This is a genomic window from Achromobacter mucicolens, assembly GCF_029866465.1.
Lineage (GTDB): Bacteria > Pseudomonadota > Gammaproteobacteria > Burkholderiales > Burkholderiaceae_B > Achromobacter > Achromobacter mucicolens.
In genome coordinates this window covers 202,633-215,554 of sequence record NZ_CP123364.1, presented here as the reverse complement: position 1 = coordinate 215,554, position 12,922 = coordinate 202,633, and the positions used below count along the sequence as shown (strand labels likewise).

At 65.2% G+C, this 12,922-nt stretch carries 7 protein-coding genes; 3 read left to right on the top strand and 4 right to left on the bottom strand.

The genetic code is table 11. The features are described 5' to 3' along the window. Positions 1-12: 12 nt before the first annotated feature. Complete coding sequence (locus QEP15_RS01000; RefSeq protein ID WP_280148318.1) at positions 13-2,709, bottom strand: cation:proton antiporter; 2,697 nt, start codon at positions 2,707-2,709, stop codon at positions 13-15. A gap of 242 nt (positions 2,710-2,951) precedes the next feature. On the opposite strand from QEP15_RS01000, the gene cpdA reads away from it, so the two are divergent. Beyond that, complete coding sequence (cpdA, locus tag QEP15_RS00995; RefSeq protein ID WP_483069190.1) at positions 2,952-3,746, top strand: 3',5'-cyclic-AMP phosphodiesterase; 795 nt, start codon at positions 2,952-2,954, stop codon at positions 3,744-3,746. Between the two features lie 317 nt (positions 3,747-4,063). Here the strand turns inward: cpdA and rpoH are convergent, their stop codons facing one another. The 3 genes from rpoH to fghA form a co-directional block, all read right to left on the bottom strand. Continuing rightward, on the bottom strand, positions 4,064-4,948 hold the full coding sequence (gene rpoH / locus QEP15_RS00990) for an RNA polymerase sigma factor RpoH (RefSeq protein WP_062840194.1): 885 nt from the start codon (positions 4,946-4,948) through the stop codon (positions 4,064-4,066). Positions 4,949-5,097: 149 nt separating this feature from the next. Beyond that, positions 5,098-5,787, bottom strand: coding sequence for a hypothetical protein (locus QEP15_RS00985; RefSeq protein ID WP_062840193.1), 690 nt, complete (start codon positions 5,785-5,787; stop codon positions 5,098-5,100). Positions 5,788-5,883: 96 nt separating this feature from the next. Then, positions 5,884-6,750 (bottom strand): S-formylglutathione hydrolase, encoded by an 867-nt coding sequence (fghA, locus tag QEP15_RS00980; protein ID WP_280148317.1) that lies wholly within the window; start codon positions 6,748-6,750, stop codon positions 5,884-5,886. Positions 6,751-6,985: 235 nt separating this feature from the next. Here fghA and QEP15_RS00975 point away from each other — a divergent pair, with 235 nt between their 5' ends. Beyond that, entirely contained in the window at positions 6,986-7,750 is a 765-nt protein-coding gene (locus tag QEP15_RS00975) for a hypothetical protein (protein ID WP_056320346.1), read from the top strand. Positions 7,751-8,181: 431 nt separating this feature from the next. Further along, a complete protein-coding gene (locus QEP15_RS00970; protein ID WP_063954053.1) occupies positions 8,182-12,921 on the top strand; it encodes a glutamate synthase-related protein in 4,740 nt (1,579 codons plus the stop codon). Position 12,922 lies beyond the last annotated feature (1 nt).

The following is a 12,922-nucleotide window of genomic DNA, read 5'->3' as shown; positions in this document are numbered from 1 at the left end:
AGCGGGGCGCGCCTAGCGCGGCGCGGGTTCCGGCGTTCCCAGCACGCCCCCCGCCGCGGCGCCATCGGCACCCGATGATTCACCGCGCAGTTCGCGGGCCGCTTGCAGATCTTCGGCTTGGGCCGGACTGCCCGCGCCAGCCGCTTCCGCGGCCTCGGCCGCCTGCGCCGAGCTGGGCGGCGGCACGGGCGCCGGCGCGGCGGCCGCGGCCGCAGACTGCTGCGAAAACTGTTTCCACACCTCAATCGCGCGCAAGCGCTGCTTGGCCACGACCTGAATGCGTTCGCGCAGGTTTTCGTCGCGGTCGAGCAGGGCGTGGAAGTCGCGCGACGACAGCATCAGCAGCTTGCTGTAGCCCAGCGAGGTCACGTCCGGCGTAAGCTGCACTTCGCCCAAGAGACCCAGCTCGCCGAAGAATTCGCCGCTGCCCAGTTCGATCATGGTGTTGTCGGGCAGATGAACCGCCACGGCGCCCGACGCCACGAAGCACATTTCCTCGCCATGCCGCCCCTTCGTCAGGACCCGCTGATCGGGCAGCGCCAGGCGGGGCTTGAGCAACTTGCTGATGGCGCGCAGCGAATCGGGCGACAGCCCTTCGAACAGCGGCACGCGCTTGATCAGTTCTGCCGCGCTCATTTCAATGTCCAGCGGCGGGTGCTTGTCGATGTGCGCCCAGCGGCTTTTCAATTGCTCGGTCAGGTCCGCATAGACTTCGCCGCTGATCAGGAATTGCTCAAGCATGTCGCGATAGCGGATGCGTTCGAGCTCGCGGGCCACGCGGCCCAGATAACTTTCCTGCAGCCATTGGGCGTACGACGGATATTGCAGGTTCAGCGCCTGCAGGGCGTTTTCGATCAGATCCAGACGGCGCTGGTGCAGCGACACGATGCGCTGCGTGGCCTCTTCGCCAAGCAGCGGCGTGATCTGCTCGCGCGCAAAGGCGATCAGGCGCTGCGCGACCGAGCGCTTGCTCATCAGGTTGGCAAAGCGCTGGCCAAGCTCGCGCGCCAGCCAGCCCTGAAAGCCGAACAGGTAATGCAGCCGCAATGCCAGCCGGAAACCCGTCGAATAGCGGACATCGGCGGCAATGGCGCGCTCGAAGCCTTCGACGCCGCCCAGCCGGATCGCGTCTTCCAGCCGTTCAGCCCGCGCCAGCAGGGTTTCGGCCATGCGCCAGTCCACGATCTGCGCCTTCAGGATATCGAAGAACATTTCCTCTTCGCGCTGGGCAACCATGGCCAGTCCCACTGACACGCGCTGCTCGTCCGTCATCTGGCTGACCCGGCCGTCGTGCACGCTGGCCAGGCTGGCGTCGAACACGGCGCGGATACGGTCGCGGACTTCGTTGCCGATGTGCTCGGCCTTGGCCACTTCCTCGGTCTTGCCCTGCAGATCTTCCAGCGCCACGGCCAGCACCTGATTGCGGATGGTGCGCTCGACCGGCGACAGCTGGTTCAGCCCCAGCATGCGAATCAGCGGCCGCAGGCTGATGCCGTTGACGAACAGGGTCATCAGCACAAAGCCCGTGGTGGCCACGGCGATGAACTGGCGCGCCTCTTCGGGCACGCCCATCTGCTCGGTCACCGCCAGCGCCAGCGCCAGCGACACGGCGCCGCGCAATCCGCCCCACAGCATCACCACCTTGTACGGATTGCTGACCTTGGTGCCCAGCCGGGTCAGGCCAAGCAGCGGCAGCAGCCCGAACACCACGATTGCCCGCGCGACCAGCGTCACCACGAACACCACACCCACCAGCACCAGTTCCTGCCAATCGGCCGCCGCCATCAGCTTCGGGATCAGCATGGCCGCGAACAGGAAGATGAGGGAGTTGGCCCAGAAACCAAACTGCTCCCAGGCGCTGGCCAGGTGTTCGAAGGTGGTCGGCGACATGCGGGTGCGGCCGGTGGACCCGACCACCAGGCCCGCGATCACGGTGGCGACCACGCCCGACACGTTCAGGTAATGCTCGGAGATGAAGAAGGACAGATAGGCCAGCGTCAGCGTCAGGGTGATCTCGGCCGTGGGAAAGCCGCGCAGCCAGGCGAACAGAAAGCAGGCCAGGCGCCCCATCGCAAACCCGGCCACGCCGCCGCCGATGAAGTGCACGATGAAGTCATTGAAGATGCCGCTGACGGACAGTTCGCCTTTGCCGCTAAGCACGGCCAGCAGCACGGAATACAGGGCAATGGACGCCGCGTCGTTGAACAGGCTTTCGCCCTCGACCAGCGTCGTCAGCCGCTTGGGCGCGCCCACTTCGCGAAAGATCCCGACCACTGCCACCGGATCCGTCGTCGCCACGATGGCGCCCAGCAGCAGGCAAACGACTAGCCCATAGGGCGAGATGGCATCCAGCGTCACCCCCACCACGACCGTGCAGACAACCACGGCCACGATGGCCATCATCAGGATCGGCCCGATGTCGTCCATCAGCCGGCGCACGTTCATCGACAGCGCCGTCTCAAACAGCAGCACCGGCAGGAACACCATCAGGAAGGTCTCTGACGAGATCTCGAAGCGCTCCAGCGAATCGAGAAAGTCACCGATCCAGGCGGGCGCCCAGCCGTGCACGTGAATGACGATCCCGAGCAGACAGCCGACGATGGCGAGCAGCACCGAATAGGGCAGCTTGACGCGGCCGGCCAGGGGCGGCATGAAGCAGACCAGCGTGAGCAGGCCCGCAAGACCAAATACGAGAAAACCAACATCCATGGGTAGCGCCGCGTCCCGATCGTAGTGCTTGTGGAAAGTTTCACAAGAATAGCGGCTTTTTTCCGGCGCTCGCGGCCGGGGCGTGGCGGGAATCGGGGAGAATGCACGTTTCGTTACCCCAATGGACGCTTGCGAAACGTGCCGCGCCATGTTTTTTGGGTAATGTGGCATCACGCGAACTTTTGCAGGAGCGGCACGTGGCACGCATCCACACCTTGACCCGGCGCCACGACGCGCCCGCGATGCTCGTCCAGTTGACCGATAGCCATCTTTTCGGCGAACCCGAAACGTCGATGCTGGGCGTCAATACCGACGCAAGCCTGCGCGCCGTGCTGCGCCAGATCGAAGCCGACGGCAAGCATCCCGACCTGCTGCTCGCCACGGGCGACCTGTCGCAGGACGGCGAAGCCGCAGGCTACCGGCGTTTCGCGCGCATCCTGTCCGAATCGGCCGCGCTGGAACGCGCGACCATCCGCTGCCTGCCCGGCAATCACGATCAACCGTCCGTTCTGCGCCAGGAACTCTCCGACTGGTCCATGCCCGTGACAGACGTGGGCGCATGGCGCATCGTTGCGCTGGACACCACGGTGCCCGGCTCGAACGCGGGCCATCTATGCAACAGCGAACTGGACATGCTGGAAGCGGCGCTGGCGCAGGCGCCCGATCGCCACACGCTGGTGGCGATGCACCATAACCCGATGCAGATCGACAGCCACTGGCATGACTCGATGATGATCGACAACCCCCAGGCGCTCTTCAAGCTGCTGGCGCGATTTGCCCAGGTGCGCGTGCTGCTCTGGGGCCATGTGCACCACGAGTTCGACCGCCGCCGCCACAACCTGCGCATGCTGGCCACGCCTTCGACGTGCTTTCAATTCAGCATCCGAGACGGCAAGCACATCGTCGACAACATGGCGCCGGGCTACCGGTGGATCAAGCTCTATCAGGACGGGTCGATGGCGACCGGCGTGCGCCGCGTGCAGGACGCGCTATGGCACACGGCGCTGGCGGCGCCGGACAGCGCACGGGCCGCATGATTTCTTGCAGCGCTTGCGTTCCGAGCGTGCATAAAAAACGGGGCACCGATATGCTAGGTGCCCCGCAAGCATCCGTCTCATAGGGGAGGGGAAAGAGGAGAAGCCGAGACGGATGACAAGACTGCTAACCGAAGTTCGCGGTCTACATGAAGTTAGGCGGCGCCTTCCCCATTAAGTTTCTGCGAACCCGGAAAATTTAACCCCGAATTTGTATCAATTTATTGGCCGCCCACCGCGCGCGGCCAAAGAAAAAAGGCCGCAACTTGCGGCCTTTGACTTGGATGCAGCGACGGGCGCGGCTACGGGGTCTGGCAACCTCACGAGGCGAGGTTGCCGCGCATCTTTTTCAGCGCCGCCGCTTCGATCTGGCGGATGCGTTCGGCCGACACGCCGAACTCTTGCGCAAGCTCGTGCAGCGTGGCGCCGCCGTCGTCCTGCAGCCAGCGGGCTTCAACGATGCGGCGCGAGCGCGGATCCAGCGCATCGAGCGCACCGGTCAGGCCGGCGCTTTGCAGCTGATCGCGCGCGGCGCGTTCCAGCACGCGCGTGGGCTCCTGGCGGCCTTCGTCGGACAGGTAGGCGATCGGCGCGTAGCTGTCGTCGTCGTCGTCCTGGTTTTCCAGAGACATGTCGCGGCCGGACATCCGGACTTCCATTTCGCTCACGTCTTCGTGGCGAACGTTCAGCTCGCGAGCAATGTGGTCGACCTGTTCCGGATCCAGGGTCTGGCCGTCCGGACGCATGCTGCGCAGGTTGAAGAACAGTTTGCGCTGCGCCTTGGTCGTGGCCACCTTGACCAACCGCCAGTTGCGGATGATGTATTCGTGGATTTCGGCCTTGATCCAGTGAACGGCGAAGGACACCAGGCGCACGCCGCGCTCGGGGTCAAAACGCTTGACGGCCTTCATCAGGCCGACGTTGCCTTCCTGGATGAGGTCGGCGTGGGGCAGGCCATAACCCAGGTATTGCCGGGCCACGGACACCACAAGGCGCAGGTGCGACAGAATCAGCTCGCGAGCGGCGCCCAGATCTTCCTGGTCACGCAGGCGGCGGCCGAGTTCCGTTTCGCGATCCGCGGAGAGCACCGGCAGGCGGTTGACCGCGGAGATATAGGCGTCGATCGTGCCGAGAGCGCCCGGATTGGCAATGGCCAACGCCAGAGCGTTGCCGGAAGCGGTCAACGAGGTACTGGGTTGTTTCATAGCGGGGGTCTCCGGATGGCGAAGAGATAACGACATGAATTCGATGTTAGCACTCAAGTAATAGGAGTGCTAATTCGACTGTTGCGACGCGTCAAAGTTTCATTCTGATGACGCGTCCCCATTTATTCGGGCCGCCCAGTGTAATGGCGTTACCAGCCCAGGCGCTTCAGCCCTTCGGCGGTGGCCTGACCGTCCGGACGGATGAAGAGCGCGCCGCGCGGATCCATGAAGACCTGATAGCGGGCCCCGTCAAACAGCGGCATGTACGCGCCGCTGCCAAATTGGACATCGACAAAGGGGAACCAGTTCGGAAAACTTTTTTTCAGGGATCCGAGGTCCGGCGCGGGCCAATCGTCCAGCGAATGCACCGAGCGCGTGGCGGTGGCCTCGCGGGCGGCATCGCTGTAGCGTCCGGACAGGCGCTCTAGCCGGTACAGCGGCGGCACGCCGGCCATCAGCGCGGGCAGTCTCCAGCGGACGACCCGGGCGTCGATCTGCCACTGGTCGCCATATAGAACATATTGCTTTGAGCCGATGGCGGGCGCGCTGGCATTGACCTGGAACTGGCCCTCGGCCTGTTGGCGGACGTCGATGCTGGCCACCGGCTCGTCGGTGGTCAGGCGCACGAACTGCACCAGCGACAGGGCAAGCAAACCGGTCACGCATCCCAGGCACACCAGCAGCAGGCCGCACGTGCGGCGCACCGGCCGGAACTGGAACATGCGACGACCGCGTTCGTCTCGCGGCCCGCCGCGGCCCAGCAACATGACCAAGCCCGGCAAGAGGACGATGACGGCGCCCAGCAGGATCCAGGCGAAGGGAGCGATTCCGTTGATCAAATCAGACGTTCCTATTCAAGCCGCCGCAGGCTGCAGCGCGGCGGGCGCAGGAAGCCGCCACCCGCCGCGGCAGGTCCGCCAGTATAGAAGCGGGCGTCAGGCGCCCGGTTTTCCAAGCCGCTCGACGTGAAACCGGATGTGATCCTCGATGAACGTCGAGATGAAGTAGTAGCCGTGGTCGTAGCCGGGCTGGCGGCGCAGGGTCAGCGGCTGCCCTGCGGCCGCGCATGCCGCCTCGAACACCTCGGGATACAACTGCTCGGCCAGGAATTGGTCCGCGTCGCCTTGGTCGATGAGGATGCCCCCGGGGAAAGGCTGCTGCAGGCCGCGCATCAGCGCGGAGGCGTCATAGGCCGCCCAGTCCGCCTCGTCGGCGCCCAGATAGGCGCCGAACGCCTTCTTGCCCCACGGGCACTGACTGGGCGCGGCGATCGGCGCGAATGCCGAGACCGAACGGAACTTGCGGGGGTTGCGCAGCGCCAGCACCAGCGCGCCGTGACCGCCCATGGAGTGGCCGAAGATGCCGGTGCGCGACGCGTCGCCCGGCAGAGCGCCGCCGGTGACGATGCCGTGCAGCTCCTGGGTGACATAGCTGTACATGCGGTAATGGTCGCGCCACGCGGGCGTGGTGGCATCCACATAAAAGCCGGCGCCGGTGCCCAGGTCCCAGCTTTCGTCTTCGCCGGGCACGCCTGCGCCGCGCGGGCTCGTGTCGGGCGCAACCAGCATGACGCCCAGTTCGGCGGCCAGCCGCTGCGCGCCCGCCTTGATCATGAAGGTCTCTTCGGTGCAGGTCAGGCCCGCCAGGTAGAACAGCACCGGCACCGGACCCTGCTCGGCCTGCGGCGGCACATAGACGGAGAACCGCATGGGCAGCCCGATTTCCGTGGAGGCGTGGCGGTAATAGCGCTGCGTGCCGCCGAAGCACCGATGCTGCGAGATGAGTTCGAGGGACGCGGCCATGGCTTGCTCCGGGAAAAGAGGTTGGAGATCGGAAAAATCGTCGGCGTTAGGGGAATCCACGGTGCGACGTTCCGTCGCCGAATGTTAACCTGCCCCTCAATGAGCGCCCGCCACAAAAAAATACGATTCCGCGCTCAGATTGTGGTCACGGGACTTGACCAGCGCCCACCGTGGCACTATTTATATACCGTGAGTGAAGACAACCCGTTCTTCCTGATACGCAAGCCCTGACACTATGGCCCGACTGCCCCGTCTGTACGCCCCTGGGCTGCCCCAACTGGTGCAGGCCAACTTTATTCAGCCGTTGGCGGCGCCATCGCAACCTGCGCCCGCCGACATCCTGAATCAGCTCGCCACCTGGCTGGGCGAATCGGCCCAGCGACACCGGGTGTCGGTGCACGGCTGGCTGCTGGCCAACGACCGCATCCTGCTCCTGGCCACGCCCGCCGACGAAGAAGGCCTGCCCCGCTTGATGCAGACGCTCGGCCGCAATCTGGCGGCGCGGCTGCGTGGCGGCCGGGTGTTCGCGGGCCGTTACCGATCTGCCTTGCTGGAACCCGGCGCGTGGGTGCTGCCTTCGCTGGTCTGGCTGGAGACGTATCCGGTTCGCAGCGGGGCCTCGCAGGATCCCGATTCGTGGCCGTGGTCGTCCGCGTCCAGCCATACCGGCAACACCAGCGCCGCCCCCGCGCAATGGCAATCCGATCACGCCGATTACTGGGCCTGCGGCAACACGCCGTTTGACCGTCAGGCCAACTACCGCAAGCGGCTTCAGGATGGCCTGTCGCGCGAGGAAACCCAGCGCATCGACCAAGCCGTTTCCGGTCAATGGGCGTTGGGCGGCGCGAGCTTCATCGCCAGCCTGGCCCACACCGCGAGCCGGCGCGTGGCGCCCGGCCAGCGGGGTCGGCCCCGCAAGAAACCTGCGGCCGCAGCCGCGGATAACGAATCCAGCCCGCCAGCGCCGTCGACATCCACACCGCCGGCCACCAATTCCTGATCCTTCGACCCGCCTGCACGGCGGGTTTTGTTTGCCCGGGCGTCCTGCGCTGGAACCCTGCGGCTTCCCCTGCGGCGTGAGCGCGTTCCGCAGCATCGCGTCCGCATGACTGCGCGTGGCGGGCGGGATCGGTGCAGTTTCGCCACACCTCGCGTCGATCGGGGACCAGGAAAATCTTCCTTTTAAACGGGGACACATAACTGCAAAATGGCCCGTTTCCCTGGTCTCTGTCATTCCTCATGAAGAGACCCCGCTGGCAAGCCCAATAATGGCGCGCTCGTTGTTGTGTCCCTATATTAATGCACTATGATGGAGCGCCTATTTAAATAGGGTCACACCCCGTTTGTTCTTATTGCACCCTACTCATGTCGGGGGTATTGTCCGTCTCCTGCACTGCAACATTACGACGCAGGCCCACTGCGGAGCGCGCCATGCCCCAAATTACCCCGACCGAATCCTGTCCCACCTCCAAGGCGATCCCCATCGATGCCAGCCGCATCGGTCTGCCTTCGGCCCAGGGCCTGTACAACCCGAAGAACGAACATGACGCCTGCGGCGTCGGCTTCGTGGCCCATATCAAGGGCAAGAAAAGCCACGCGATCATCCAGCAGGGTCTGAAGATCCTGGAAAACCTGGATCACCGCGGCGCGGTCGGGGCCGACAAGCTCATGGGCGACGGCGCGGGCATCCTTATTCAGATCCCCGACACGCTGTATCGCGACGAGCTCAGCCAGCAAGGCATCATTCTGCCCCCGCCCGGCGAGTACGGCGTGGCGATGGTGTTCCTGCCCAAGGAAACGGCTTCGCGCCTGGCCTGCGAACAGGAGCTGGAGCGCTCGGTCCGCGCCGAGGGCCAGGTCGTGCTGGGTTGGCGCGACGTGCCGGTGGACGTTGACATGCCCATGTCGCCCACCGTGCGCGACTGCGAACCCGTGATCCGCCAGCTCTTCATCGGCCGCGGCGCCGATGTGATGGTGCCCGACGCGCTGGAACGCAAGCTGTACGTGATCCGCAAGACCGCCAGCCACGCCATCCAGAACATGCACCTGGCGCACGGCAAGGAATACTTCGTGCCCTCGGCCTCGGTGCGCACCGTGGTCTACAAGGGCCTGCTGCTGGCCGATCAGGTTGGCCGCTACTACCGCGACCTGGCCGACACCCGCACGGTGTCCGCGCTGGCGCTGGTTCACCAGCGTTTCTCGACCAACACGTTCCCTGCCTGGCCCCTGGCCCACCCGTACCGCATGATTGCCCACAACGGCGAAATCAACACGGTCAAGGGCAACTTCAACTGGCTGCGCGCCCGCGAAGGCATGATGCAGTCGGCCGTGCTGGGCGACGACCTGAAGAAGCTCTACCCCATCGTCTACGAAGGCCAGTCGGACACCGCGACGTTCGACAACTGCCTGGAACTGCTGGTCAATTCGGGTTATTCGCTGGCCCACGCCATGATGATGATGATCCCGGAAGCCTGGGAACAGCACACGCAGATGGACGAAAGCCGCCGTGCTTTCTACGAATATCACGCCGCCATGATGGAGCCGTGGGACGGCCCGGCCGCGGTCGCGTTCACCGATGGCCGCCAGATCGGCGCCACGCTGGACCGCAACGGCCTGCGTCCCGCCCGCTATCTGGTCACCGATGACGACATGGTCATCCTGGCCTCGGAAGCCGGCACGCTGTCGATCCCCGAAAACCGCATCGTCAAGAAGTGGCGCCTGCAGCCGGGCAAGATGTTCCTGATCGACCTGGAACAGGGCCGCATCATCGACGACGCGGAAATCAAGCTGCAGCTGGCCAACAGCCGTCCGTACCGCCAGTGGATCGAACGCCTGCAGATCAAGCTGGAATCGCTGCCCGCGCCGCGCCAGGTGGCCGTGGCCACGCAATCGGCCGTGTCGCTGCTGGACCGCCAGCAGGCGTTTGGCTGGACCCAGGAAGACTACAAGTTCATCCTGGAACCGATGGCCTCGACCGGCGAGGAAGTGATCGGCTCGATGGGCAACGATGCTCCGCTGGCCGTGCTGTCGGACCGCGCCAAGCCGTTCTACAACTACTTCCGCCAGTTGTTTGCGCAAGTCACGAACCCGCCGATCGACCCCATCCGCGAACAGCTGGTGATGTCGCTGGTGTCCTTCATCGGTCCGAAGCCGAACCTGCTGGACATCAACAACGTCAATCCGCCGCTGCGCCTGGAAGTGTCGCAACCGGTGCTGGACTTTGCCGCGATGGCGCAGATTCGCGACATCGACCAGGTCACGGGCAAGAAATTCCGCAGCTTCGAACTGGACATCACCTATCCCGCCGCCTGGGGCCCCGAAGGCATCGAAGCCCGCGTGGCAGCCCTGTGCGCGCGCGCCGTCGATGCGGTGCGCAGCGGCTACAACATCCTGATCGTGTCGGACCGCCTGGTCGACAGCGAGCGCGTGGCCATCCCCGCGCTGCTGGCTACGTCGGCCGTGCACCAGCACCTGATCCGCGCCGGCCTGCGCACCAACACGGGCCTGGTCGTCGAGACCGGCTCGGCCCGCGAAGTGCACCACTTCGCGCTGCTGGGCGGCTACGGCGCCGAAGCCATTCACCCCTACCTGGCGCTCGAATCGCTGGGCAAGATGAATGACCCCGAAAAGGCCGTGAAGAACTACATCAAGGCGCTGGGCAAGGGCCTGAACAAGGTCATGTCCAAGATGGGCATTTCCACGTACATGTCCTACACCGGCGCGCAGATCTTCGAAGCCGTGGGCCTGCAAAGCGCCCTCGTGAACAAGTACTTCACCGGCACCGCCTCCAACATCGAAGGCATCGGCATCTTCCAGGTTGCCGAGGAAGCGCTGCGCCAGCACCGCGCCGCCTTCAGCGCCGACCCCGTGCTTGCCAATGACCTGGACGCCGGCGGCGAATACGCCTATCGCGTCCGCGGCGAAGAGCACATGTGGACGCCGGATTCGATCGCCAAGTTGCAGCACGCCTCGCGCGCCAACAACTACCGCACGTACAAGGAGTACGCGCAGATCATCAACGACCAGAGCCGCCGTCACATGACGCTGCGCGGCCTGTTCGAATTCCGCTTTGATCCGTCGCGCGCCATCCCGCTGGACGACGTCGAGCCGGCCAAGGAAATCGTCAAGCGCTTTGCCACCGGCGCCATGTCGCTGGGGTCGATCTCGACCGAAGCGCACTCGGTGCTGGCCGTGGCCATGAACCGCATCGGCGGCAAGTCCAACACCGGCGAAGGCGGCGAGGACGAACTGCGCTACCGCGCCGAAATGCGCGAAGGCAAGAGCACCATCAAGGACGGCGACACGCTGGCCTCGGTGCTGGGCACGGACCGCATCGAAGCCGACGTCGAACTGAAGAAGGGCGACTCGCTGCGTTCGAAGATCAAGCAGGTGGCCTCGGGCCGTTTCGGCGTGACCGCCGAGTACCTGTCGTCCGCCGACCAGATCCAGATCAAGATGGCGCAGGGCGCCAAGCCCGGCGAAGGCGGCCAGCTGCCTGGCCACAAGGTGTCGGAATACATCGCCAAGCTGCGTTATTCCGTGCCGGGCGTGGGCCTGATCTCGCCCCCGCCGCACCATGACATCTACTCGATCGAAGATCTGGCGCAGCTGATCCACGACCTGAAGAACGTCAATTCCAAGTCCTCGATCTCGGTCAAGCTGGTGTCCGAAGTCGGCGTGGGCACGGTGGCCGCGGGCGTGGCCAAGGCCAAGGCCGACCACGTCGTGATCGCCGGCCATGACGGCGGCACGGGCGCCTCGCCGGTGTCGTCCATCAAGCACGTGGGCACGCCCTGGGAACTGGGCCTGGCCGAAACGCAGCAGACGCTGGTGCTGAACCGCCTGCGCAGCCGTATCCGCGTGCAGGCCGACGGCCAGATGAAGACCGGCCGCGACGTCGTCATCGGCGCGCTGCTGGGCGCCGACGAATTCGGCTTCGCGACCGCGCCGCTGGTCGTCGAAGGCTGCATCATGATGCGCAAGTGCCACCTGAACACCTGCCCGGTGGGCGTGGCCACTCAGGATCCGGCGCTGCGCAAGAAGTTCCAGGGCAAGCCCGAGCACGTCGTGAACTTCTTCTTCTTCATCGCCGAGGAAGTGCGCGAAATCATGGCCCAGCTGGGCATCCGCAAGTTCGACGACCTGATCGGCCGCGCCGATCTGCTGGACATGCGTTCGGGCGTGGAGCACTGGAAGGCGCAAGGGCTGGACTTCACCCGCGTGTTCCACCAGACCCAGTCCGACGCCGAAGTGCACCAGACCGAAGAGCAGGATCACGGCCTGGCGGGCGCGCTGGATCACCTGCTGATCGAGCGCAGCAAGCCGGCGCTGGAGCGGGGCGAGAAGGTCTCGTTCATCGTGCCGGTGCGCAACCGCAACCGCACGATCGGCGCCATGCTGTCGGGCGCCGTGGCCTCGCGCTACGGCCATGAGGGCCTGCCCGACGACACCATCCACATCCAGTGCAACGGCACCGCCGGCCAAAGCTTTGGCGCGTTCCTGGCGCACGGCATCACGATGGACCTGGTGGGCGAAGGCAACGACTACGTGGGCAAGGGTTTGTCCGGCGGCCGCATCATCGTGCGCTCGCCCAACGACTTCCGCGGCTTCGGTCCCGACCACATCATCGCTGGCAATACCGTGCTGTACGGCGCGCTGGCCGGTGAAGCGTTCTTCAACGGCGTGGCGGGCGAACGCTTTGCCGTGCGCAACTCCGGCGCTGCCACCGTGGTGGAAGGCACCGGCGACCACGGCTGCGAATACATGACTGGCGGCACCGTCGTGGTGCTGGGTTCCACCGGCCGCAACTTCGCGGCGGGCATGTCCGGCGGCGTGGCGTACGTCTGGGATCCGGACCGCACGCTCAAGCACCGCGTGAACCTGTCGATGGTGGAGCTGGAATCGGTCGTGCCGCACGCCGAGCAGCAGTCGCTGAACAACATCGACATCTGGCACAGCGCGCAGCGCGGCGGCGAACGCGAGACGGACGAGACCATCCTGCGCCGCCTGGTGGAAGACCACTTCCGCTACACCGGCAGCTACCGTGCTCGCGAGATCCTGGGCGACTGGGAAGCCTCGCGCGGCAAATTCGTGAAGATCATGCCGACGGACTACCGCCGCGCATTGGGTGAAATGTGGCGTGCAGCCAACCCGCAACAAATGGCTGCGTGAG

Bases quoted from the DNA above. Each gene is read 5' to 3' on its own strand.
- QEP15_RS01000 (WP_280148318.1), bottom strand. From the start codon at position 2,709: ATGGATGTTGGTTTTCTCGTATTTGGTCTTGCGGGCCTGCTCACGCTG.
- cpdA (WP_483069190.1), top strand. From the start codon at position 2,952: ATGCTCGTCCAGTTGACCGATAGCCATCTTTTCGGCGAACCCGAAACG.
- rpoH (WP_062840194.1), bottom strand. From the start codon at position 4,948: ATGAAACAACCCAGTACCTCGTTGACCGCTTCCGGCAACGCTCTGGCG.
- fghA (WP_280148317.1), bottom strand. From the start codon at position 6,750: ATGGCCGCGTCCCTCGAACTCATCTCGCAGCATCGGTGCTTCGGCGGC.
- QEP15_RS00975 (WP_056320346.1), top strand. From the start codon at position 6,986: ATGGCCCGACTGCCCCGTCTGTACGCCCCTGGGCTGCCCCAACTGGTG.
- QEP15_RS00970 (WP_063954053.1), top strand. From the start codon at position 8,182: ATGCCCCAAATTACCCCGACCGAATCCTGTCCCACCTCCAAGGCGATC.